The organism is Alteromonas sp. MmMcT2-5 (assembly GCF_022348315.1).
GTDB classification, from domain to species: domain Bacteria; phylum Pseudomonadota; class Gammaproteobacteria; order Enterobacterales; family Alteromonadaceae; genus Alteromonas; species Alteromonas macleodii.
Window position 1 is genome coordinate 21,896 of record NZ_JAKRFB010000013.1, and the last position, 24,819, is coordinate 46,714.

Here is a 24,819-nt window from a genome sequence, read left to right on the forward strand (position 1 = left end):
TGAATATTGCTGGTAAGCCTAGTCGGCATAACTGCCATGCTACATGTTGATCGAATCGATTTAAATTTCTACAAATCAAAAAGATAGAAGTTATTGTTTTTATGAAAAATCAGCTAAACGATTTTTGCGACTTAACCGTACAAAAATCGTTGCAGTATTAACTTGCGCGTGGAACTTTGCAATTATAGAGTTTGCGAACAAATCTTAGCGCACTTTCTTTTTTAGCTGCCAGGGTTATCTCATGAAAAACTACTGTGTCGTTCCTCTTCTTATTATATTCATTTCGTCTGCGCTTGTATCATGTAGCATATCGAATAAAACCTCACCTTCTAAACAACTCTACAATCAACCAGGTACGTTATTCCATCGAATATTAGTTCCATTAGACAATCAAGCCACTGAGGCTAAAGTTGCTGCATTAAAAAATCACTCGTTTGGCAGAGTGAAAACAAGTAATTTGGTAGCGAAGCATGCAAATTCCATTGTTGAGCTTTACGAAGCAGGGCTTTTAGAAAATTACAAAACCAACGACTATGTCAATGCTGATAAAGTATTTAAATCAAAACCTGATTTGTTGGAATTATTGATTCAACTTTTCCCAATCGACAGTTATGCATTGCTGCGCAAGGTGCAAAGCGTGGAAAACCTAGATCAGGATTTAATACTGACTGCCATCGTGTCAATGAATCTTGACCCTACCCTCGTTTTTGATGAAAGCGCTAGTGGTCTAGAAAATTCTGTCACACCTCTGATCAACTCAGCCGGGATCGTTTTATACAATCAAAACGAAGACAGCACCAACACCGTCAGATTTAAAAAGTTAAATGAACTTCAATGGCGCGATGGATTGAGCTTAGTTTGGGAGCCTGTTTACGGTGCGCTTTCGGGCAGCTTAGTATATTTGGATGAGGATACTGAATATGAAGTTGAAATAATGGTCAAGAGTGAATCCGATGAACAGCGTTATTCATTTACATTTAAGACTCGTGCAAACAGCCCTCCAATCGATCCAAATAAGGTGTACTACCTCTCAGAAATCTACAATGGCGGTCAACTTAACTTAGAAGAGCTAGATATTTATGGTAGTGAAGACGGTTATGCCAAAATAATTGGCGACGGGACCATCATTGACGCAGGTGATGAGTTTCTTTCTGCTGTACATATTGGTCGCCAGTCTTACGTAATGCTTGAAAATCTTACAATAAAAGGCGGCAAGCGGTACGGCATATATTCAGATAGAACGCACCATATTTGGATACAGGGATGTGACATTTCTGAATATGGCCGAAAAGCAGGCTTATACAAAAACGGAAAAGCGTACGAAGGCATCAACAGCAACTCCCCCATTAACTATGACTCAGGTATCTACCTAGAAAAAACAGGCGTTTCTGTAATTGAAGATTGCGAAATACATGATCAAAACCTTAGCGCTAATCATTGGGGAAACGGGCACCCTAATGGTCCAAATGCCATTTTGGTGTGGGCGTATCATCCCAACGAAGCATTGCGGGGGCAAATGATTATTAGAAATAATCGATTATATGGCTCTGACACAAATCGATTTAACGATGTAATAGAAGGTAGACAAAACTCATGGCGCAACGGCGGCTTTGTAAGAGATTCAGCTATTTATGGTAACTATTTAGCTTACGCTAATGATGACCTAATAGAATTAGACGGTGGTCAGCGAAATGTGCTCTTTTACAATAATGAGCTAACACAAGGCTACACCGGAGTAAGCATAGTGCCCAATCGGTTGGGCCCAAACTATGTTTTTCATAACTATATTCATGATTTAGGTGACGAGCGAGGCTCTGAATGGACCGCGATAAAAGCAGGAGGGCTAATGTCTCAACCTGCTGGCCAGAACTTAATTCTTGAAAATTACATTTATACAAACCGAAATGGCCTTGCCGCTTCAAACTTCAATGGCGATAATACGTTTTGGGTGTATATGCAAAATAATGTGATCATCACGCGAAAGAGTGGAAATACGGTTGGTTACTGTATTTTGGATAGACAAAAATATTTTAAAAGCAAAAGCATAAACGATCTTTGCTACAACGAAAGTACCATGGATGCCAGATACGAGTTCAACTTGGACGATGTTCAAGAAAATCCAAATTCTGATGACATGAACTATATAGAAATGCTCAAGAATAATAGCCCCACTCTATTGGCATTAACTCCAACTTCAATTATTCCAAACTTTTCGAAACAGAATCAGATAGTCTCTTTAGAATTTTCGATGTCTTCCAGAGACTTAGTAAGTCCAGTTTGGCAGTTGAACACAGAAGAAATAGAACTCACTCCGTTTTCTCGTCAATTCAAGTATGGCGAAACACAAATAGAAAGCGGTCAAGCTTTAACGTTAACGGGAAATAATTGGATGAAATCCGAAATTGATGTCGACATTACGCCTGACACAGAGCTTAGCCTAACATTGGAAGTTGAAGGCAACCCTGAAATAGTCGGTATTGGTTTTGAAACAGATAACGAGGTTTCAAGCAATCGAGTTATTCAATTTTTCGGCACTCAGAAATGGGGAGTGGACGCGAAAGACTCTTTCAACGAGCCAACAGCAGACATAACATTTCCCATCGGAAAATACATTCAAGGCCATGTTAACTATATTGTTTTTGTATTGGACTATGATGTAAGAAAGTCTCGAAATGATGCCAAAGTGACATTTTCAAATATCCAATTGATACCTCTTAATTAATAGAGGTATCAATTCTATTGATTAACCTGCGTGAAAAACTCGAGAGTTACTTCATTACAAAAATCCGTCGACAACTTGAGTCAATCCGCCATGTGAGCACAATTATTGCTACAACCAAAAGTCTAGTCGCTTGTTGGTTTGTAATGACAGTAACAAGTGAGTGTCATACTTGTTTAGTAAACTAGTTCCATTTCCTTTAAGAAGAGAACAATACGTGTTCAATAAATTATTCAAAAGCAAAGAAGAATCCCTCAAACTATTGGAACCGAAAGTTGCAGCAGCATTGCAACTTCAACACAAGAGTTATTTCTGGAATCCAAAGGACGGTCAACCTAATATAGGTGACTACCTCGCCTTTGAGACAGTCAATTTCCTACTAAATTTGAAAGATAAACATCCACTAGACATAAAGACGGGTAAGATTCTTTCCATAGGCTCTGTTCTTCATTTTGCTGAAAATGGAGATACTGTATGGGGAACAGGCAGAAATGGAAAAATCGCCGAAGACAAACATATTTTTTCTGCTTTAGATGTACGAGCTGTGCGAGGCCCTAAAACAAAAGAATATTTAGAGTCAAAAGGTATCAGTGTGCCAGAAGTGTTTGGCGATCCTGGTATTTTGGCCCCCCTTTTCTATCCTATTGAACAGCTAAATATCATTTATTCTGGACCTTCAGAAGATTTATTAATAGTACCGCAATTGAATGATAATAACGAGATTTATGCAGGTTATGAAAATCAGCTAGTTTCACCTCGTCAATTACCCGGAAATTTTCTCGGACGTTTAACAAAAGCAAAAAAGGTTATCGCTAGCAGTTTACACGGTATTATTCTCGCCGAAGCATACGGAATTCCAGCTGTATTTTTTGACTCTGGAAGTGGCGAAAACATTTTTAAATATCAAGACTATTACCAAGGGACAGGTCGGATGGAGTTTGCCGTGGGAAAAACGATAGAAGAGTGTATGAAGTTAGAAACACTTCCTATACCCAACATCGCTGAACGTCAGCGAGCTCTCGTAGAAAACTTCCCATTCGATAAGTATTAATTGCAATCGACCGCCTCAAAGACTTCATTTCAAAGGGTGAAAACATGGAACAGCAGCTTTACCAAGATCAGTTTAGCCGTACACACGACTTTCCTCTCGAAACTCATGTTGAGAAAACATTGGTTATTGCTTCAACCCCCCGTTCTGGAAGTCATTTTCTAGGACACACCCTTCATCGAACACAACATTTTGGGTTTCCTCTAGAATATTCTAATCCTCGAAATAAAAGCAAATGGGAAGAGATTTTCGATGTTAGGGGAATAGAAAACATTTTGAGTTGTTTGAAAAAGAAACGCACGTCACCAAACGGTGTTTTTTCAATTAAAGCACATTATTCTCACTTACCGCAGTTCGGTGGATTCAAAGGATTTCTATCACATGTGGAAAACCCTTATTTTATTCTTCTTACTCGGGAAGATTTGCTAAAGCAAGCCATTTCACTTTCAATCGCACGACAAACTGGCGTTTGGATTTCAGGTCAAGAGGCAAAATCTAGCGATGTAAAATACGATGAGAAGGACATAGCTTTTTGTTTGAAACGAACAATATTGCACAATGCATCGTGGAAATATCTATTAAGTACTCACAATGTGAAATACATGGAACTGACATTTGAAAAAGCTAGAGATAATCTACCACAAGCAGTTGATAGAATAGCTGAGTTTATGGGCTTAGATGTTCCTGTTGAACAATTCAATATTGAACCAGCAACTAAAAAGCAGTCAACCGCCATTAACAATGAATGGCGTGAACGTTTTTTAGAAAGCAAGCATCAAGAAATATTATTGGACATAAACTTAGCATTAGGACAAAAAAGCAAGAAGACACAACTAAAAGAACTTCTTTTCAATAAAAAAAACCACGCCTAGCGTGGCTTTTTTAAACATTCTTTGGAGTTATTTGTTTCTTCTTGCTCTGAAGCCTAATCCAGTTAGCGCAAGTACAAACATCGCTAGTGAGGATGGTGCAGATACTTCAACAAGTGAGCTCGGTGTTGAAACAAACAAGTTTCTGAAATTAGAGTCGGTGTTCCTACCTTGAACGTCTTGGTCCGCAACAAAAAGCATTCTGTCGTAAGAGCTTATATCGTAGTTCGTGAAATCAATTGTGATTGTATACCAAACCCCCGAAACTAAAGTTTGTGCGAAATCTTGATTGCCGTAGCCTTGCGTTCCTCCGAAATCAAAAACTAGACCTCCTGTTTTAATTTCGCTGTCGTTATCAAAGCCTATGCCGTTTACCTCACCAACGTTTGTTGTCATAAACTCAAACGACAATACACTGTTATTCAATGTAGCAATATCAATTGATGACAGACTTACCCAGTAATTACCACTAATTGCAAGACCGAGTCCACCATTTGTGACACTGTAACCGCCCCAACCATTCGATGCTTGCATACCGTGACCTGTCAAGTCACTCTCATCGAAAGTGATAAAAGTGGCATTGGCACCTAGTGATGCAATTAACAAAGCAAATCCAACCAAAAACTTCATAGCCTACTACTCCTCATGTACTATACCCTCCTTTAAGCAAACATTATGCCATTTAAAAAAGACATTAAAAATCAAAAACATAAAACTCAAATATATTTCTAAAATAGACAAGCTTTTATTTTTGTAAAATTTATTGACGCTGTTCGCTCTGTAAACATCATGTCAATTCCTTTAGACCTTCTTAGGTTTTCCTTTTAAAAGCATAGACTTTAACTCTCTAAAGTACGTTTTGCCTGCTTTAAAGAATATTCCATATATAAATAGTGGGTAAAGAAATCCGCCGGAAACAACCAAAGCAACTAATACAACCACGTTGTTTTCGCTAGCCAGTTTAAGGTAGTCCTTAAGTTCTATCAGTGAAAAAAACATTAGTAACGATGCTACTACGGGCGGTATGAGTGATTTGAACAACAATGAAAAATTTAGGCTAATGTGCTTGTTTACTAGCCATAAACGAAATGGCAAACCTAAGAACGCACCTACAACCAAACAAGTCAACATAACTTCTATTCCAAACCAAATAGTTGAACCTGCAACACCAATGTTTGTAATTAAGTTTAGAAGTGTCAATTTGAACGCGTCTTTAGTTTTAGCATTCGAAATTAATAGATTTGGTAAAAACCACGCTATTACACTCGGAAAAATTGAAAATGCAGAAATAGTCATAAATGTAGCACTTGGTGCGAACTTATCGCCAAATGCCACCACAACAAAAGGATCAGCCACTGCCGCCAACCCCATAAAAATTGGCATTACCAGAAATCCCGTTACCGACACCATTTTTATGTAAAGATCACCTAACTTATCTCGCTCTTTTACCCTAGAAAAACTAGGGACGACCATTGTATTAATTGAACTCATGGTGACTTGATTGATAACCGTCGCCCCTTTTTGAGCTGCTCCCAAAAGGGCAAAACTAGCAGGACCCAGAACAATACCTGTAAGTAGATTACTCGCTTTTCTATGAATAAAGCTCATGATTGTCATGCCGAACAAAGGCAGACAGAAACTTATGAGTTCTTTATTATCATCTTTATTAAAGTGAAAGTAAGGTTTGAATTTTGCTACGTAAACAAGAAGAAGATATTGGGCAACGGAGTTGACTAGTTTACCTATTATAAGCGCCCATAGTCCAAACCCAGACTCCGCAAGAATGACAATCACCAGTGCTGAAAAAATCGTTGCACAGAATTTAGCCAAGCCCATTTGCTTGTTCTTAAATTCACGCATTAGCTTTCCACTTACAACTACTTGTAAGCTAGTGACAAGCGTTATGGGAGCAAGACTGGCAACCACCCACGCGGCCAGTTCTGAATAGGAATAATAGGCTATGGGAGCGCCGATGCCGAGCATTCCAAACACTACGATCAACCCTATGCCTGAAACAAATGTCATCGTACTTGCAGCGTAACGGTCTTCCCATTTTTCTCGCTGCACTAAATTTTGATTAACTCCCGCATTTACCAGTGTATTTGCAAACTCAATAAATAGAAAACAGAAGCCAGCTAAACCGAACTCCTCCAATGTTAAAATGCGAGCCAAATACGCATAAACGAAGAAATCAACAACATTGATCCCTGTCCTAGTTAAAGATGTCCATATACCACCTTTAGTAGCCTTTTTCTTAATCGACATTTAAATTCTCAATAAAACTGATGAAGAGGTGACGTATTCAGGGTCCATTACACCCGATTAGCTTCTTTTCCCAACTGAAGCTGGATGAATTCAGACATACTTGTGAAATAAATAAGCAAAAGCAGCCAAATCAAATTTGCTTTTCGTCTATACGAAAGTGAAGAATTCATTAATGTGCATTTTGAGCGAGCTATGAACATTTTTAATAGGCTTGCAAAAAACCTTAGTTTCCTTCCAATACCCGCAGAAGAAAGTTCAGCATCCCAAGTTCCTCCCACTACACGCTTGCGCTTAATTATAAGTTCCTCTTTGTTACGAGATGGATGCAGTACTTCCGCTTCTTCTGAGTAAACAATTCTTCCACCAGTATTAACGACTCGTTGACTAAACTCTACATCTCCCCCCGATTTAAGCTTCTCGTTAAATCCATTGTGCTTTTTGAGTAAGTCAGTTGGGCAAAAAAGGTTCGCAGTTATGCATTTCCCATTCTTTGCATTTTGCTCTTGTTTCATTGAAAACATATTCTCAAAATCCAGCGCACTTTGCTCGGTCTGCTTGGATGTATCTGAGAAAAATGAAACATTTCCTGCAACAACAATATCACCCTCATATTGATTCCAGCACGCTAATAAATTACTTAACCAGTAATCGGATACCAAGCAATCTGAATCTGTAAAGGCCGTAAACTCTCCAGAAGCAATCTTAATTCCTTCGTTTCGCGCTGCGTATGACCCGGGAGTTAAACATTGAATCAAGCGAAGAAAATTACCTTGCGTTTCGCTTACACGCTCAAGAAGGTATTCATAAGTACCATCTGTAGAACCATTATCAATGATAATTACTTCATATTGGTTTTTTGGATATTTAATTTGTAGAAGCTTGTCAATACACAGCCCTACTCTGTCGATATCGTTGTATACAGGAACCAAGATACTGATTTTAGGTGCGGGTGACGAAAAACTATTGTCTGAATTCATTCCATTTCTCTTTATAAACTCTACGCATTTGCAAGAATAATTTTCCAAGCATCAATTACTTTGTCTTCGCCATAACAAGCTATTACTTCTTTAAGTACTTTTCTCTTCGGCATAAATATGCTTTCAAGCTTCTCCGTGGATAAACTTTTCACATCAGTTAGATGGACAAAAGCATGTTGCTCACTTTTAACTCTGCCAAATTCACTTTCGTTAATCAGAATATTACATCCTTCTCCTATTGCGTGATAAAACGAACCTGAACTAATCATCGTGCCATCAGAATGGGGAAGAAGAACAAACCTAGATGATTGTAAAAGCTCATTTAACTCGCTATCAGACAGGAAGCGGTTATCCCATGTTATACTGAGTTCACGTTCTCTGATAATTGAGTTCAGTTTTTGCGTGTAAACTGGATCTGAACACTTTCCTGCTATTGTTAAGGAAAGTGAAACTGGCCAATTTAGCAAAACCAAGTCTAGATTCTTATAAGGTTTAATCCCCCCAAAGAACAAAATATCGTTGGTATACTTTTGGTCACCAATTTCCAAGTCTTTCTGAAGTTCAGTATCAGGTTTATACAACGGGTGAACAAGGGAGGGAGAGCTAAAGTATTTCTCCAAAGAAACAGGCTTTATTTTTAATAGAGAATACAAACCACAAATAAACTTAAAGCGTTTAATACTACCTGAACTATTATGAGGTCTGTAATTGTGCTTAATCCACACAACGTGTTTAGCAAAAAGCTTTGAAAATATGACCAGAGCGATCATTTTGATAAAATACTGAACTACTCTCTTGTAGGACCTGCCATAAACTCTATCTTCAACCCAATTCAAAATGACAATTCCCTGTTTGGGCTTAGTAGCTAAGTACCTGACAAAGTTAACGTCCGTCGGCTGCACGTTGTAGCCAAGTTTATTTAACGCTTTCTTGTTCAAGTCTAAGAAATCATTTTGGCTTCTATGTGGGTACATGAATACCTGTTTTACATTCTTATCGCTCATTTAAAAACTTTCCAAATCTGGAACTTTCCTTTCATTTAAAGGCTTTATCTAGAGACAGCGCTTCGTTTCAAATTGACGAATTTAACTTTGTTGATGACTCAAAAAAGGAAAATTGAGAAGCTCGGCTTATTTGTTACGCAAAGTATTGTTTGAAACAGAGTTTATGAAAACTTTCTTCTCACGGCGCTTAAAAAGAACATTACCGTCGCTCTAAACCCTGCAATCGCAATGGCCTTTCTGATCCACGCCAATTTTGCCTTTTTGTGTTTAAGAGAAAATAGTACCTGCTCACAAATTCGTTTTTTGAACCAATATTCACCTAGAAATTGTCTATGCTTCCTCGCTGATCCTAGACGCTTCTCGATATCACTTGGTTTCATTTTGCGAACTTTCGCCCCAATGCCATCCTCGTTTTGAAAGCGATATAGGAATATCGGAATGTTGATATTGATGAAAGACACACCACGCTCAAATAAACGAACATACATGTCCCAGTCTTGTCCATTATTGAGCGACTCATCAAATGGCATATCGACCAGCAAATCACGTTTTGCGCTAAAGCCGCTCATACCACAATAGTGATTACCTCGAATGAGTGAGGTTTTAGACACTACTGTGTCTGAATTTACTCTAATTTTAGATTCGTGACCTAGGTGTCTAAAACCTGACACCACAGCATCTGCACCATCAAGATACTTCTCTTGATGGTGATCCAAGTAAACCGGTAACCAAACGTCATCATCATCAAGAAAAGCAACAACATCCCCACTTGATTCTTTTACACCTCTATTTCTCGCTACATTTGCCCCACCTGAAACCAGCTGTTTTAAATACTTAATTCTAACGTCATCAAATTTTGACAATACATCGGTATAACTCGCCGTTGAATTGTCGTCTATCACGATGATTTCTTTGGGTTGTACATGTTGGGCTAATACGCTTTTTAGCGACTGCTCTAAGTAATCAGGTCTGTTGTATGTGGTTATAACAACACTGAAGTCCATCATTAGATCCCTCTTATATTGTTGTATATTCGCTTCGCTGGCGAATAAATGTAGCGAGTATAAAGATGGTATGCCGTCCATTTGAGATTTGCTTGCCCTTCTATCTCATGTTTTGAATAGCCCAGCATGCTCGCTAATTGAAAAATGGAATCAGAGAATGTGTGTCCGAAAAATGAAGATTGTTTTGATGCTTTACTTTTTCTCGATTTTTCTTTTTGCACAAATTTGGATTCGACTCCCAAATCTTCACAAATTGCTTTAACGATCTCAGCTTGATCAGAAACAAGGTCTTCATATTTTATTAGTCTACAACGTTCAACCTGATCTTTAGAAAAGTTAAACCAATTCATGTAGTTAACCAACCACTGATTCTCAAGTGTGTCTAGTGCCACGTTCCAGCGTCTGAATTGAGATAGGAAAACATCTTTTGGATTTCGAACAATACAAACATAGTGACAGTTGAGTAAATCAGCATACTCGTGCTCAAATTCTTTCATCAATTGCAGCGCACTTTGCTGCATTAGGTGATGCGGTGACTTTTCTATAAATACTGGACCAAATTTTTGAATGATTTCATACCATCCTCTAAAAATTAGCTCTTTGTCATTAGTGTAGGGTGGTAGAGACCCCAAGTTTCTTTCTAGAAACTTAATTAGATCAGAATTTGCTCTTTCCTTGCTGTAAGGTACCGAACTAGCCAACATTTTTAGCTGTGGCATTTCTAAAATTGACGCAGCTTTCGTCCAGTAAAGTGTCTCCGATTCAAAATGCTGAGTCTCAGGGTAGTCCTTTATATTTAAAGCATCAGCTAAACTTCGAAACAGAAAGCTAGAGCCAGAAGATTTTTCAGACAATATATAAACAATATTCAGTTTTTCCTTTGCCCTCATTGGGTGCCACCTGCTGCCTGCAGACGGCCTGTCGCTTTCATATATTGTCGTAACGTATTGACTGCAATCGCATCCCAATCGTACCTCGCCAAAAACGCTGATTGATCGATTTCGAGATTTAAATTGTCTAACTCATCCAACTTGTTGGTTAGCGAATTAACATCACCTACTCTAAAATAGCAATCAACCTGGAGTGCAATGTCCAAATTGGGTTGAATATCTGATAAAAGCACCTGTGTACCCGCGCTTATCGCTTCCAATGCGACAATCGGATGCCCTTCATGATAGCTGGGAAGAACAAATACTCTTGCAAATTTGTACAAACTCTGTAGCTCACTGCCACCGCGTCTACCCGCTATAACCACTTTCTCACTGGCTTTGGACTTTATCTTTCTCGAATAGTCGTCATTGTGATCTGCATCACCTACAATAACGAGTTTGTGGGTAGTTTCAGACTTATTGTAGGCATCAACTAAATCGTGTAGCCCTTTTTCAGGTACTAGCCTTGCGACGGCTAAAATATAGTTTCCAGAAGTAATCGCTAAGTCTTTAGGCAAGTCTCTTTCAGTACATCCTTGCCCAAAAGCCGCAAGTGTTCCATTGGGAATAAACGTAATACGGTCTTTTTGTTTGGGGTATTTCATTTTAAGCGTACTGGTTAATGAGCGCCCCACAACAATGACCTTATTTGCAAACAAGCAAGCCATTTTCTCACCCGACTTGAGGATGAATTTGGCAATCGCGTTCCATTTCTGACGGTCGTAGTCTGCACCGTGGTGAGTTACCACTACCTTCAAGCCTAAAAGACGCGCAAGGGGTGTAAATAGTGCGGGTCCAACAGCATGAATATGAAGAACATTTGGACGTATAAAAATCGCTGCATAAATAATGGCAACAACTGTATGCAGAAACGTTTCTAAAAACTTATTTTGAATAGCCCACAATCCGATGACAGATATACCTTCATATTCACTGCGTCGGCTTTCCAAATATGGGCTTCTGCCAATCACGGTTATTTGAACATCCTCTTTCGCGATCCTAGGATAGATTTGCTGACAATGAGACTCTATCCCGCCCATGATGTTAGGGATGCCCCTCAATCCAACTACTGCAATTTTCATTTCTTGTGATCCCTATAGCTTTTGGGTCCATTTTCACTAATAACCTTTGCAGGCATACCTGCAATAGTTACATTACCCGAGAAGCTTTTGTTTACAACGGCATTAGCGCCAATACCTATATTGTCGCCCAAAACAATATCGCCATAAATTTTTGCACCTGGGCCAATGTAGCAATCATCACCTATATTCGGAGCCTTATTTCCATCTCTAATGTCTGCACCAATATTCACACAAACATGGATACGACAGTTTCGCCCGATTCGCGCATTTGCATTGACAACTATTGTTCCCGCATGTGCAATTGAGAGACCAGGACCAAATGCATTCGGAGGTATAGAGAAACCCAACTTTCTTCCTTTTTTCCGAACACGAAGCCTCAGCAGAACTGTATACACTCGACTTAACAGACCATGTTTACAGTTCAAATAGTATTCCAGCTTTCTCAAGGACTTTTGAAAAGACCATATATCGTGAGTCAACTTGTTTTTAAGTGAAGGCTTGATATTCAATGCATCTAAGTCTGCACTGAGATACATTTTGTAATCAGATTTGCTTTCAATTCGCATTGAGTAATTCCCGATTGTCCGTAGAAACTTGCCTGCTCTTACTACTCTTTTTATGGCCAATTAGTACGGCATTTAATATGGCAAAGAAAATCAGTCCCTCGATATTCCACAATGGCATTGTAGCCATGTTCATTGCTAAGAAACCGACAAAAGATAGCGCAAGAATTTTAGACAACTTTCTGTCTTTGAGTGTTAAAGCGTTGAGTAATACGCTTATACATACAAATACAAAACTCCCTACTCCTAAGACACCATATTCATAAATGTATGAAACAAATGTATTGTGAGCATATAAATTAAATCGACCTTTCCAAGAATCTGGACCAAAACCTAACAACTGGTTAAGTAAATCAGCATTCCTAAAGGCGTCTATATATTGGCTCCAAATGTAAACCCTTGCAGACATGATATCGCGCTCAGCGTCTGAGAAATAAATGGGAGCTTTCAGCATGAGGTCTAAATTGCTGAGTAAGAGGCCGATGTCAGCAAACCTTTCTTTCATAGTAAAAGACAAAGCAAGAAAGGAAGAAAGTAATACCATCGCAACTATCATCATCACAGGAGCTTTCTGCGAAGGCTTTAACCGTTGCTCTACTAGCGTAAAGTAAAACACAGCTGCAATCGGGAGAATAGTGAGAATCGAAGTTCTGTAGTTAACTAATACAAGCAAGAAAACAGAAAGGGTAAACAAAGACGTTCTAAACGACAGTGTACCTCTTTCTATCAGACCCACCACAAATATGAAGCTGACGATAATCATTGAGAAAGCGGCCTCATGGTTGTATCCACCGATGTAACTCGCCGAACCATCTGCTTCCGTAGCTTTCGCTTGACCTAACACAACAGAGAGAATCTGTAAGGCCACAGGCATAGTAAAGGCGACGAGAAGCTTCTTGAAGGTTGCATTTTGCCCCTGCACCCTTACGGATAGAATTAAAGCACTTGCGAGCACTAAAAAATAACACCATTTCACAAGTACATTAATAGTGCCTGGGATTTTCATATTCACGAATCCACTTATAGCGATACACACGAAAAACAGAAAGAAAGGAAAGAATTTCTTAAGTGTAAAAACTGGAGTCGGAATCACTAATAAGCCTAGGCAAGCGACACTAATACTCCCAAGCGCATTGATGGAAAAGCCCGCGATCAAAGGTGGATACGTAATCGTATGAAATGCTGCCAAGAAAAACCTTAGCCATATTGCGCAAATCGCAAACGCTAGGTATTTATTACAATTGCCAGTGACAGTACGATACACCAGAATGAAACTGATCAGGCCAACGACAACTTTTAACCCTTCGAACATGCTTATTTACAAACCTTATCTATTATTGCAACCACCTTCTCCTGGAAGGCTTGGTAAGAGAATTGCTGTGCACAGCTTCTACTCTTGGCTGCATAGGAAGTGCGAACGCTGTCGTTTTCGAGCAGTTTTAAAGCGCCGCAAACACCCTGAACGTTATTGAGTTCACATAGAATACCGTTTTTCTCTTCGCTAGCACCAGACACGTGATAAGGATATTTCTCAGCAAGAATTTCAGCGGGACCTGATTCACAGTTAGTAGCGACTACGGCTTTCCCTAAGCACATTGCTTCAACGATGGCATTGGGAAAACCCTCTGCATTTGATGTGCTAACAAAAAATTCGGCGCTGCTTACATAAGGGTATGGATTAGATTTAAACCCCAAGAAATGAACTTTGTCATCTACCCCCTGCTCTATTGCGAGGTTTTTCAGTTTAAGCTCTTCATCACCTACTCCCAGAATAACAAGGTTTTCTGAGATATTTGCTTGAGCGTAAGCGTTGATTAAAAGTGAAAAATTCTTGTTCTTTACTAATCGCCCTACACCAATGATGTAAGGTTTAGCAGGGAGGTCTAATACACTCTCCGCGGCCTGTTCCTTCAATTGTTCAATATCGTAGGGGTTATATAACACAGCTACTTTGTCTTTCGGCACTGCATAATTTTGGATTAAATCGGCTTTTACACCTTCAGAAACAGCCACTACGCTATCGGCTTTATTATATAGCAATCTAACAAGTAACCGGCTTACCTTATCCTTTAAGCCACCAGACAGATGGCTGGTAGTATTAACCCTTTCACTAATAATTGATTTGAACCCTAAACGCTTAGAAAGCGCGACGTTTAGAAAATTGCTTCGCGTTAAGAAACTGAATACATACTCAGGAGCGATCTTTTCCAAAACAGGCTTTAGCTGTCGATAACCCTCGGCTAGGCTCCCCTGAGAGTCCAGTACAGTTTTATCAACGAACGCCGGGCATTGATGAGATTCAGGGAGGTCATCCAAAAGAATAAGATGGACGGGAATCGTTTTTTCTTCGAAATAAGATTCCATTATGGTTAATAGTTTAACCATAACTCGTTCAGCGCCGCCGCCTTCAAGTGAATTTATGATAAACACCGCTGGACGCGCTGAGTACTTCATGAAAGTTCCTTTTCGTTGTAATAAAACTACAAGCAGTTCTAATGATATCAGGTGTTATTGATATTCGTACATGGTTTCCGCCCTTCAATGCTAAATGATGGCAAGTGCTTATCGAAGCTTTCGAGGGCGGTACATGATTTACCTAGCTTATAAGAAACACGAATTATGCCAATTATGATCACTTTTGAGTAAAAGATAATTCAGTTAAGCAAAAACCTTTCAAGTTATCACCAAGTTTGCCATCATAACGCAATCACAGGTGAGACAGCGTACAACGTTGTAGTGAAACATTTTTTACATTCGCCTTAATCTATTGCATAAAGTATCCACGGCTTGCACCAAAAAGAACGCTACGTCACGCGAACACAGAACCCAGTCAAACTCCGCAGTTTAATTACTGCTTTTCGCGCTGGCGTTATTATGATGTCTTGCGTATTTGTCGTCTCGTCCGGTATTGCTCAACAAAAAACGATCTTTACAGAGCAGGTTTATAAGCGGATTAATGACGTATATGGCAGTAACGCTGCCGAAGATGTTGCTGATTGGCGACAACTGATCGATGAATTACAACAAGAGGCGATTGATGAAAAACTCTATTCTATCAACCGCTTCTTTAACCGTTTCGATTTTGTTGACGATCTTGTTCACTGGAACGAAAAGGACTACTGGGCCACTCCTATAGAGTTTATTGCCACTGGCGCAGGCGACTGCGAAGACTACACCATTGCGAAATATTTCTCACTCATTGAGCTAGGTGTACCAGAAAGTCAATTAAGGCTTATGTATGTAACAGCATTAGAATTACGTCAACCTCACATGGTGCTAGCTTATTATGAAACGCCTAGCTCAGTACCTTTAGTTTTAGACAATATTAATCGGCGAATTTTACCGGCGAATAAGCGCAGAGACTTATCCCCTATTTACAGTTTTAATGGTAATGGATTGTGGGCTGCGAAAGCGATGGGAACAGGCCGCAAGTTGAGAGGTAGTGGCCCAATGAAAATGTGGGACGACATGGTAGAGCGACTAGACCGCGTAATGTACGGAGATAAAGAAAAATAATGAGACTATCTACCCAATTAAGTACGAGCTTAGCCATTTTTTTGGTTTTAGTATTTGCTGGCTCTTTCATTATAAATGTAAAGCTAACTCGAGAATATGTAAACGAACAACTAGCGACTCACGCTCAAGATACAGCAACGTCTTTAGGCCTTTCCATCACGCCTTACATTGGCGAACCCAACGGAATAATTGTTGCGGAGACTATGGTAAATGCCATTTTTGACAGGGGTTTCTATCAGTATATTACGGTCTCTGACATGGAAGGTAATTTACTGATTGAGCGTAAAAACCCAAATACTCAAGATTCAGTGCCTGCGTGGTTCACTAATTTAGTAGAAGTCACACCACCCGTTCAACGAACTGAATTAAACGACGGCTGGACCCTGGCCGGGGAGCTAACCGTTCAAAGCCACCCAGGGCTTGCAAATGAAACGCTTTATGAAAGTGTCAAACAAAGTGCCTTTATGTTTTTTGCCGCGTTCGTTGTAGCCTACATCGCGTTGCTTTTCATAATTACTGCTATTACAAAACCGCTTAGAATCGTGGTTAACAAGATTAATGACATTCAAAACCAAAAGTTCTCTCAAATAAACTATAAGCCATTTACCCAAGAGCTTACATTTATCACTCAAGCGGTGAATAAGCTGTCTTCATCTGTAGAAGGGATGTTTAAAGAACTTTCCCAAAAAGCAGAACACTTCAAGGCGCAAGCGTACGAAGACAGCCTTACGGGCGTTCAAAACAGAAGTGCCTTTACTCGTCACATGAACGCTTTATTAAGTTCGACAGCCCATTCAGATGAAGGTTATTTAGTTATAATACGATTAGCGCACCTCAACGCTATTAATACTTCTCTCGGAGCCCAAGAGGGCGACAATTACGTTACTTCAGTTGCCAACATTCTTAAGCAGTTCTCCAGAGAGTCGGCTGAGACTACACACTTATTCAGGCTATCAGGCGCCGACTTTGCACTAGTCACTGAAGCAATATCAAAGAGAGAATGTTCGAATAAAATCGAAGATTTAAGTGAAACTCTCGTACATTGCAATCCTCTCAAAGACGGAAATCGTTCGGTGTGGATGGGCGTGGCGCAATTTAGTGATAAGCAGTCTTTTTCCGAAATTATGGAAAATGCTGACAGCGCGCTTATGGCTGCAACTAAACAAGCTAATGGATGGCAATTTGCTTCAGAACTCTCTCATATACACAGTAACACTGCATGGAGAGAGAGGCTTAATGTGATATTGGAGCAACAGTACGCTGACATGCTTATACAACCTGTCATGAGTATTGAAGAAAACACTCCCTCATATTTTGAGGCTTTCGCACGCTTCAAAGACAAAGAAAGCGGCAGTGTTATACCAATGTCGCAGTTAATCCCCGCTTCAGAGCGATTGAACCTTATTCCAGAGGTCGATAAGTTGGTAGCAACCCTCGTTTTTAAAAAGCTTTCTCAAGCAAAATGTGATGTGGCCATTAATATTGCAAATGCATCTCTAGCTAATTCCCATTTCAGAACCTGGCTAGTTGCACAATTGAACCAAAACACGGCACTTTGCACTAAGTTGGTGTTCGAATTCGAAGACTCAGCACTCATTCACCATAAAGATGACACCATATCTTTTTGCAAGACTCTAATGACATTAGGCTGCCGCGTAACAATTGAGCACTTTGGAGAAAATCTTGCATCTCTTGCAGGGTTGAGGGCTATTCAGCCTCATTTTGTAAAAATTTCCGGCAAGCTTACGAAAGATATTCACACAGATAAAGACAATCAGTTGTTTGTAAGTAGCTTATTGAGCATAGCTCGAGGATTAAATATCAACGTAATTGCTGAGCTTGTTGAGAATGAAGCAGAGTCAGTGGCATTAACTCAACTCGACGTTGCTTATCAGCAAGGTTTTTATTTCGCAAAGCCTACGCTTTGGCAAAATTAAGTTACTTAGCCGAAAAGTCGTATAACAAAGTGAAGACCTAGCACGCTTATTTGTTATACAATGATTACTAATGGTGTTGACAAGACGCTGACCCGACGTTTTATTTAAAAGGATAAGCAATGCGTAGCAACGTTATTTTATCTCTACTTTTGATTGCACTGGTTGTGCTAACGCCTGTTTCTTCAGCGCAAGAAAATAGCGCACCGGGCACTCAAGTAAGAACGTTACTTGTTAATGAACTTGATAACGGAGCGAATATACAAGACGCCGCAAATCAAGTTAGTCAGACTGTAATCAATGAAGGTCTTTACTTCGATGCTGCAGGCACTGCGTATTTATCTGACAACCAAGATTCATTTGAATCTTTAGTAGGTTTACTTAACGAAAATGCCACAGGGTTCGAATTAGCCATCGCTGGATTTACACAGTTTCCAGATCAAGTATCTCAAATCATAACGATTACTGTTTTAATGTTTCCTGAGAGTGCCAGCGAGATCTACAATATCGCTCTTCAAATGCAGGTAATTAGTGAAGACGATGCACTGCTAGCAGTTATTAATGCTGGTGTAGATCCAAGCACATTAACAGCTACTGCAGCAGGTGGAACGGGCAATACGTTTTCTCCGCTTGGTGTCGGTACTGGGGCAGCGGGTGCAGGTGGTGGTGATACAACAATTTCTGCCAACTAACCAAAACGTAACTGCTTAAACTTTAACTATTTTTGTTGTAGTTGTTTATGGTTAATGTTCTGAAAACCGAAAAGTTTCTTTTCGGTTTTCTTTTATTCACTTTGTTCTGGCTTCCTCTGTCGTTGGGCGCGAACCGCCCGTGGGCGTGGGCGCTGATGCAAATGTCGCTGTTTTCAATTGGCGGCACCTTGGTTCTGCTAAACACTTCTCTACTTCATCAACTCTACACAAAATATCGAACATTCATTATTCTTTGGGTTATTTTTCTTGCTTGGCAGCTTATCAATATTGTTCCTCTACCCTTTGCGCTGGTCGAGGCAATAAGACCTGAACGTGTAAGCTACCTCTTAAGTGAGCAATGGGGTAACCAAGAGAACGTCACTTCAAAGTGGCTATCTTTGAGTTTTGATGTAGGCCAGAGCGACGTAACGTTCTTCAAATCTCTTGCCTATTGTTTTCTATTTTTCATCGCATTAACCCTTATCAATTCAGCTAAGCGTTTACGATACACCCTTATAGTCATTAGCGCAGCTGGCATATTTCAAGCTATCTACGGCGCACTAGAAGTACTTTCAGGTATTAAGTACAGCCTGGTGTTCAAACAGCCGGTTTCGCACATCGCGACTGGCAGCTATATTTACAAGAATCATTACGCAAATTTTCTAATGCTCTGTTTGAGTGCCGCAATCGGGTATTTGATAGCGAGTTTGCATCAAGACAACACCACCACTAAACGAGAAAGGCTGCGAAGGCTGGTGAAGTTTTGGCTAAGTAACAAAGTACTATTTAGAATAGGCATAATTATAATGGTGATTGCGTTAGTCATGTCCCGTTCTCGAATGGGTAATAGCGCTTTTTTTATAGCCATGACAATTACAGCCACGCTCGGCTTGATTTACTTTAAGCCCCGTCAAAAAAGCTATATCACTTTGTTTATCAGCATGCTGATTATCGATATTTTGTTAGTCAGTAGTCTTTTTGGCCTCAAGCAAGTGCAACAGCGCTTAGAGCAAACGAACTTCGCACAAGAAAGCAGAGATGAAGTAATAACAGACGCACTCCCCCTATTAGGTGAATACGGACTAATAGGTACCGGAGGTGGAACTTTTTACACCGTTTACCCTCAATTTCAGAGTGAAAGTATTCAGCACTTTTACGATCACGCACACAACGAATATCTTCAATTTAGCATTGAGTTTGGTGTCGTAGGTGCCTTTGTTCTTGCTCTGCTAGTGCTGTTGTGTACTAAAAATGCTCTTAGCGCCGTTCGAAATAGACGCCACCCTTTACCCAGAGGCACCGCTTTTGCAAGTATTATGGCAACTATCGGCATGGCTTTGCACAGCAGTGTGGATTTCCCTCTACAAGCACCAGCAAATACGGCTATATTTATTGTTCTTTTAGCATTAGGAGCGCTAAGCAGAGATATTTCTATGGGAAGGCAATCACATAGATAAACTGCTTAACTCAATTTTTTCTCGATCGTTTTATCGTAAAAGGACGCAGTGTGGTTTTAAAAATTAAACGCCCCGTTAGAGAAGAGCCCAACGTTCAACACATGCTTGAGCGTATGCCGAAAAAAGTAGCTGACTCATTCTCTGATGAACAATTATCTCATTTAAATACCGCGCTTGCGGGAAGACGTTGGGGTAATCATAAAGTGGATGTTCGGGGCACCATTAGCCTCCTACGCAGCCGCTATTATTTCGTACTGTTAGCTGGAACAGATAAACGAGATTTATCCAGAACTGAAAGTAGAATTGGCAGAATTGCTATGGCAGCAACTGTTGCGCTTTTTTTCTGCGTATCGTTAATACTTGGTTTGGTACTTCTTTATATCCTCAAAAGTTGGTTAGGAATAAACCTTTTCGAAGGATTTTCACTGGGGCTTTGGGACTGGTTGAAAGGAAAAAGTTAATTTCGGTCGTTTTTAGTCGTATGTCACGCAATTAGGTATACGCTTTTTGACAGGGTAACTCGAAGTATTCAACCAACGACACACTACTTCCTCTGCGCTATGCTTTTGGATAGCTTCTAAAACAAAGTTTCTGCTAAGTGGATTTTGAATTCCCAAATCTAAATGGCGCTTTAATAGATCTTTCACTTTTACGTAATGCACTGAGCGTGCGGCAAACATGTCTAACCCATATTCTACGATAAATTTGTGCACTATGGCATCTTGTGCTCCCACATCAACGGCACGCGTTACATAATCATAGAATGCACTATCTAATTCTCTCTGTTTCCACTTAACTGACGCTAGCCCTATCCAACTGCCGCTCCAATTCGGTCTTAGCTCTAGACTCTTTTCGTAGGCGGTAAAGGCTTGGTATAAATTTCTCTTCGAATCAAAAGCTGCTGTTTGAGTGTCGCTCGACACGCCGGCGTCACCCACACTATATGCTTTCCATTCATATAATTGCCCTTGTACTTGATAGTAGAGTGCGTTTTTCGGGAAATAACTAAGCGCTGTTTCTATTTTATTTAGAGCTCGCTCTATCTTCTCTGTAGTTGCACGCTCAGGCCTTTGCTGCCACATATCAATGTTATTCTTTACGCTATAGTACGCATTACCCGCAATAAAAAGCTGCACACTCCACACTAAACTCCATAACGCCATAAGCGCTACGATCCATTTGAGCGAAGTACTAAAAGTTTGTTGGTTGTAGTGGCTAGCGAGATTAAACGCCTTCATTAAACACCGTGCCTAAGTGCTTTACCTATTATTTCACCAGGCTTGTTAATGAAAACGTCTTGAGCGAAGACCCTATCGAAGGCGGCGACAACGTCAAACGCATCTCTCATGTCATTAGGCCGCCGTACTAAATCATGGGTATCAGAGGCAACGACATGAAATGCTTTTCGCTGCATTAAACTTATTGCAAATTGTGCTACGTTGTCTCCAAATCGCCCCGTCAAAGCGCCAGCGGTAACTTGAAACAAACACCCTTGTCGCTGAAGCCAGCTAAATTTAGTTGGCTCTGCTAACAACTCCCGATTTCGTTCTGGATGCGCTATAAGAGGTTGAACGTTATTTCTTAATAACCATTTAACTAGGGTCTCAAGCCCCTGGGGAACATGGCTATGAGGCATTTCAAGCAGAAGTATTTTTTTATCGCTTAATTCACCGATGAATGGTAGCTCCCCTTGTTTGAACCAAACGGGAATAAGCTCATTCACTCTCACTTCAGCTGCATAAGAAAGTGTTAGGGGAATCGCCGCTGTTTTGACAGCTTTCACAAACTCGTCAAATACAGGCTTTATTGTACTATGAGAATTGTCGAAGTAGCCTTTATGGATATGTGGCGTGCAAACCATGTGACTTACGCCACAGTCAACAGCTTGCTGTGCCATTTCTAAGGCGATATCTAAAGACCTGGCACCGTCGTCGATGCCAGGCAATATATGGCTATGTATATCTATCAATAATTACTGTTAGCTGTCTTTATGACTCGTATAACCGTATTGGTCGTAGAATCCAGCATACCTTTGTGCTGCACCAGATTTACGTAAGTCTACTTGATTTAGCACTACCCCATCAAGACGATGACCAACTTGAAGGAATCGAGACAAACCATTATTTATTAACTTCTCACTGGTACTGTCTGCACGAACTACGTATATTACAGAATCACATGAGTTTGCAATAACCATAGAGTCACTAACAGCTTGAGTTGGTGCAGTATCAACAACAACGTATTTGTACTGGGTCTTGAGCTGGGCGATAAGTTCGCCGAAGCCTTTGTCAGCTAGCAATTCTTGTGGATTTGATGGGATAGTTCCTGCGGATAATATATCTATCTTAGATTCTTCATCCTGCACTAAGCATTCATCAAAAGTATGTGATTTTAAGATTAAGTTCGCAACACCGGGCTGGTAATTTGGAATGCCAAATTGCTTGCCAACGCTAGGGCGACGTAAGTCGGCATCAATCAGTATGGTTTTATCCAGCTGCCCCAAGGCAAACGCTAAATTAATCGAAACAGTAGTTTTACCTTCTTTTGGCACGCTCGATGTGATCATTATGGCCTGCTGCTCTTTATCTAAATTTAATAAAGATAGGCTAGTTCGCAGGGTACGAACCGACTCTGCAAATTGATGCTTTTTACCATCAAAGAAAGAACGAATTGGTAAGTCAGTCTTCTTCTTGTGTGGAAGCCATGGGATAAGACCCAACATACGCTGTCCAAGCTTACGCTCAACATCTTCTACCGAGCGAATTCCACTGTTTAGGGTTTCCATGGCAATAGCCAAGAAAACGCCAAAGCCCATACTAAAAACAAAAGCGGCACCTATTAACAGCTTTTTGTTAGGTTCTGAAGGCGTATATTTGGGTAACGCCGCGTCGAGCACTCGCGCATTTGCTGACTCAAAGCCGCCCAGCTCATCGGTTTCCTTCAAACGAGTAAAGAAAGAGTTGTAAAGCTGCTGATTAATATCAACTTCACGTTGCAGAGCTCGCCGCTGGTTATCTAACGCTGACAGTGAACGGAACTCAGCTTTCGCTTGCGCGACTTCTTGCTCTAGCTGTGCAACGCGGTCTTCCGACACTTCGTATTGCGTTGTAATACTCGTTATCAAATCTCTAATCTGACTACTCAGTGTTTCCCGGATAGAAGAAAGCTCTGCATTCGCAGCAATCATTCTAGGGTGCTTCGGGCCATAAACTTTACTCAGTTCGCTCACGCGCGTCATCGCCTTTGCTTCGTCACGTCGAACATCTCTGATGGTTGGGTGATTCAGCACTTCAGGAAGACGCGCTATGTCTTCTAACGATACATCGTTACGCGTTTGTCTATAGATAACAGCATTCAGCTTAAGTGCAGTTTGCGCATCGAGTAATTGCTTGCTCAGCTGCTCTAGTTCATCGGCCGCTAAGCCTACTACACCATCTATATTAACAACTTGATTTTGTTCGTAAAACTTAGCAAGATTGCGTTCAGCCACGGTAAGCTTTTGCTTTAAGCCTTCCAAGCTATCTGTAAGAAAAGACGTTGCTTTCGCAGTCATATCAAGCTTAGCCTGCAGATAGTTTTCAATGTAGACGTCTGCGACTGCGTTAGCCAGTTCCGCTGAAAGTGTGGGTGATTCAGTAGTAATGGTTATTCTCATTACTTGCGTATTATCGACCATTTCAACGGTAAGTGCGCTCATTAAGAGTGAAGTAGCTTTGCGCTTTTTAGCCGCTAAAATTTGCTCTTCAGTTAAATCTTTAGGCTCTTCCTGTGGAAGAAACGGTAAAGCTTCGACTACCCTAGCTTTGAGTTCATCGAATAGACTAGGGCCCTCATCAACTGGCATAAACTCTTCGTTGTTATAAAGCGATAAGCTTTCAACCGTGCGTTCTGCAATTTGACGGGATTGCAGTATTTCAAATTGCGTTTGCATATAGTCCTTTCGCTTTGTATCAAGACCATATACTTCTTCTATTGAAACAACATTCGCCTTTTCTGCCTCTACCAAAATAGTTGTAGTAGAAGTGAACATGGGCGTCATACGCATGACTAACAATGCAACTAAGATCGTAAATGCAATTGCTAATGATACAATTCGAAATGCGTAACGCTTAATAATTCCCAAATAATGAGCAACGTCGATGGTCTCATTTTCAAACACACCAGCATTGAACTCTTCCCTGCCATTTACTGCCATTTTATTTCCTGCACGCTACGTAATTTAGAAGAAACGCTGATTGATGGTGATAATATCACCAGGCTGAATCATATCGCTCACGGTTACGGTGAATTCGTTTGTTCTGCCGTCCTTTTCACGAATTATGGTAATTTTGTCGCGGGCCGCTCGCTCTGTGTAACCGCCGGCTAATGCAGCCGCTTTATTAACAGAAAGGCCTGGTTGATATGGATAGCCGCCCGGCCTTTTCACTTCACCATCAATAAAGAAGGGCCTGTATTCAACGATAGCTACTGAGACAGAAGGGTTAACCAAATAATCCCCTAGCAAGCCATCATAAATTTTCTTTTCGACTTCATCGGCAGTTAAGCCAACCAATTTAATTTCCCCTAAGAATGGATAATTAATTGTACCGACGTCAGGTAGACGTACTTCCATCGAAAGATCATCTTGGCCAAAAACACTGATTTTTATTCTGTCACCAGATCCAAGTTGATACTGACTCATGCTCAAGTTTCCTTCCTGAGCGAAGGCAGAGTTAGTAACGAAAATTAAAAATAAAAATACTGTTTTAATCATCAAATGT

General features: G+C 40.3%; 22 protein-coding genes. 8 read left to right on the forward strand and 14 right to left on the reverse strand.

The genetic code is table 11. The features are described from left to right. Positions 1 to 241 precede the first annotated feature (241 nt). From MHN09_RS07830 to MHN09_RS07840, 3 genes are all read left to right on the forward strand, one after another. Positions 242 to 2,722 carry a right-handed parallel beta-helix repeat-containing protein gene (locus MHN09_RS07830; protein ID WP_239240026.1) on the forward strand — a complete coding sequence of 827 codons (2,481 nt, stop codon included), beginning with the start codon at positions 242 to 244 and terminating at the stop codon, positions 2,720 to 2,722. Positions 2,723 to 2,936: 214 nt separating this feature from the next. Continuing rightward, a complete protein-coding gene (locus MHN09_RS07835) occupies positions 2,937 to 3,770 on the forward strand; it encodes a polysaccharide pyruvyl transferase family protein (RefSeq protein ID WP_239240030.1) in 834 nt (277 codons plus the stop codon). 44 nt (positions 3,771 to 3,814) lie between these two features. Continuing rightward, positions 3,815 to 4,639: a Stf0 family sulfotransferase gene (locus MHN09_RS07840; RefSeq protein WP_239240032.1), complete on the forward strand. Its 825-nt coding sequence runs from the start codon at positions 3,815 to 3,817 to the stop codon at positions 4,637 to 4,639. 27 nt (positions 4,640 to 4,666) lie between these two features. On the opposite strand, the gene MHN09_RS07845 is transcribed toward MHN09_RS07840, so the two are convergent. From MHN09_RS07845 to MHN09_RS07890, 10 genes are all read right to left on the reverse strand, one after another. Next, positions 4,667 to 5,266, reverse strand: a complete 600-nt coding sequence (locus MHN09_RS07845; protein WP_239240034.1) for a hypothetical protein — start codon at positions 5,264 to 5,266, stop codon at positions 4,667 to 4,669. Positions 5,267 to 5,437: 171 nt separating this feature from the next. Further along, positions 5,438 to 6,901: an oligosaccharide flippase family protein gene (locus MHN09_RS07850; protein ID WP_239240036.1), complete on the reverse strand. Its 1,464-nt coding sequence runs from the start codon at positions 6,899 to 6,901 to the stop codon at positions 5,438 to 5,440. Between the two features lie 47 nt (positions 6,902 to 6,948). Beyond that, positions 6,949 to 7,878, reverse strand: coding sequence for a glycosyltransferase family A protein (locus tag MHN09_RS07855; protein WP_239240038.1), 930 nt, complete (start codon positions 7,876 to 7,878; stop codon positions 6,949 to 6,951). A gap of 20 nt (positions 7,879 to 7,898) precedes the next feature. Further along, positions 7,899 to 8,882, reverse strand: coding sequence for a hypothetical protein (locus tag MHN09_RS07860; protein ID WP_239240040.1), 984 nt, complete (start codon positions 8,880 to 8,882; stop codon positions 7,899 to 7,901). Between the two features lie 161 nt (positions 8,883 to 9,043). Then, the gene (locus MHN09_RS07865; RefSeq protein WP_239240042.1) at positions 9,044 to 9,889 is read right to left on the reverse strand and encodes a glycosyltransferase family 2 protein; all 846 of its coding nucleotides are present in this window, start codon (positions 9,887 to 9,889) and stop codon (positions 9,044 to 9,046) included. After that, positions 9,889 to 10,776: a sulfotransferase gene (locus tag MHN09_RS07870; RefSeq protein WP_239240044.1), complete on the reverse strand. Its 888-nt coding sequence runs from the start codon at positions 10,774 to 10,776 to the stop codon at positions 9,889 to 9,891. Before MHN09_RS07870 ends, MHN09_RS07865 begins: the two co-directional genes overlap by 1 nt. Beyond that, positions 10,773 to 11,897 carry a glycosyltransferase family 4 protein gene (locus MHN09_RS07875; RefSeq protein WP_239240047.1) on the reverse strand — a complete coding sequence of 375 codons (1,125 nt, stop codon included), beginning with the start codon at positions 11,895 to 11,897 and terminating at the stop codon, positions 10,773 to 10,775. The genes MHN09_RS07870 and MHN09_RS07875 overlap by 4 nt, the downstream gene beginning before the upstream one ends. Then, a complete protein-coding gene (locus tag MHN09_RS07880) occupies positions 11,894 to 12,463 on the reverse strand; it encodes a serine acetyltransferase (RefSeq protein WP_039230052.1) in 570 nt (189 codons plus the stop codon). The genes MHN09_RS07875 and MHN09_RS07880 overlap by 4 nt, the downstream gene beginning before the upstream one ends. Then, positions 12,453 to 13,772 carry an O-antigen ligase family protein gene (locus MHN09_RS07885; protein WP_239240050.1) on the reverse strand — a complete coding sequence of 440 codons (1,320 nt, stop codon included), beginning with the start codon at positions 13,770 to 13,772 and terminating at the stop codon, positions 12,453 to 12,455. The genes MHN09_RS07880 and MHN09_RS07885 overlap by 11 nt, the downstream gene beginning before the upstream one ends. A 2-nt stretch (positions 13,773 to 13,774) precedes the next feature. Beyond that, a complete protein-coding gene (locus MHN09_RS07890; protein ID WP_239240053.1) occupies positions 13,775 to 14,914 on the reverse strand; it encodes a glycosyltransferase in 1,140 nt (379 codons plus the stop codon). Between the two features lie 333 nt (positions 14,915 to 15,247). Between MHN09_RS07890 and MHN09_RS07895 the strand changes: the two genes are divergently transcribed. The 5 genes from MHN09_RS07895 (at position 15,248) to MHN09_RS07915 (ending at position 20,520) form a co-directional block, all read left to right on the forward strand. After that, on the forward strand, positions 15,248 to 15,976 hold the full coding sequence (locus MHN09_RS07895) for a transglutaminase-like cysteine peptidase (protein ID WP_239240056.1): 729 nt from the start codon (positions 15,248 to 15,250) through the stop codon (positions 15,974 to 15,976). Beyond that, entirely contained in the window at positions 15,976 to 17,913 is a 1,938-nt protein-coding gene (locus MHN09_RS07900) for an EAL domain-containing protein (protein WP_239240059.1), read from the forward strand. The genes MHN09_RS07895 and MHN09_RS07900 overlap by 1 nt, the downstream gene beginning before the upstream one ends. A 119-nt stretch (positions 17,914 to 18,032) precedes the next feature. Then, positions 18,033 to 18,602, forward strand: a complete 570-nt coding sequence (locus MHN09_RS07905; RefSeq protein WP_239240061.1) for a hypothetical protein — start codon at positions 18,033 to 18,035, stop codon at positions 18,600 to 18,602. Between the two features lie 47 nt (positions 18,603 to 18,649). Beyond that, positions 18,650 to 20,059 (forward strand): O-antigen ligase family protein, encoded by a 1,410-nt coding sequence (locus MHN09_RS07910; RefSeq protein ID WP_239240063.1) that lies wholly within the window; start codon positions 18,650 to 18,652, stop codon positions 20,057 to 20,059. A gap of 50 nt (positions 20,060 to 20,109) precedes the next feature. Then, positions 20,110 to 20,520, forward strand: coding sequence for a hypothetical protein (locus tag MHN09_RS07915; RefSeq protein ID WP_014976227.1), 411 nt, complete (start codon positions 20,110 to 20,112; stop codon positions 20,518 to 20,520). A 12-nt stretch (positions 20,521 to 20,532) separates the two neighbouring features. On the opposite strand, the gene MHN09_RS07920 is transcribed toward MHN09_RS07915, so the two are convergent. From MHN09_RS07920 to MHN09_RS07935, 4 genes are read right to left on the reverse strand one after another with little or no spacing between them, the layout of a single operon-like run. Next, on the reverse strand, positions 20,533 to 21,297 hold the full coding sequence (locus MHN09_RS07920) for a VpsP family polysaccharide biosynthesis protein (protein ID WP_239240066.1): 765 nt from the start codon (positions 21,295 to 21,297) through the stop codon (positions 20,533 to 20,535). Continuing rightward, a complete protein-coding gene (locus MHN09_RS07925; RefSeq protein WP_044583741.1) occupies positions 21,297 to 22,028 on the reverse strand; it encodes a CpsB/CapC family capsule biosynthesis tyrosine phosphatase in 732 nt (243 codons plus the stop codon). Before MHN09_RS07925 ends, MHN09_RS07920 begins: the two co-directional genes overlap by 1 nt. A 9-nt stretch (positions 22,029 to 22,037) precedes the next feature. Further along, positions 22,038 to 24,254, reverse strand: a complete 2,217-nt coding sequence (locus tag MHN09_RS07930; RefSeq protein ID WP_239240069.1) for a polysaccharide biosynthesis tyrosine autokinase — start codon at positions 24,252 to 24,254, stop codon at positions 22,038 to 22,040. 24 nt (positions 24,255 to 24,278) lie between these two features. Further along, positions 24,279 to 24,815, reverse strand: a complete 537-nt coding sequence (locus MHN09_RS07935; protein ID WP_168533460.1) for a polysaccharide biosynthesis/export family protein — start codon at positions 24,813 to 24,815, stop codon at positions 24,279 to 24,281. Positions 24,816 to 24,819 lie beyond the last annotated feature (4 nt).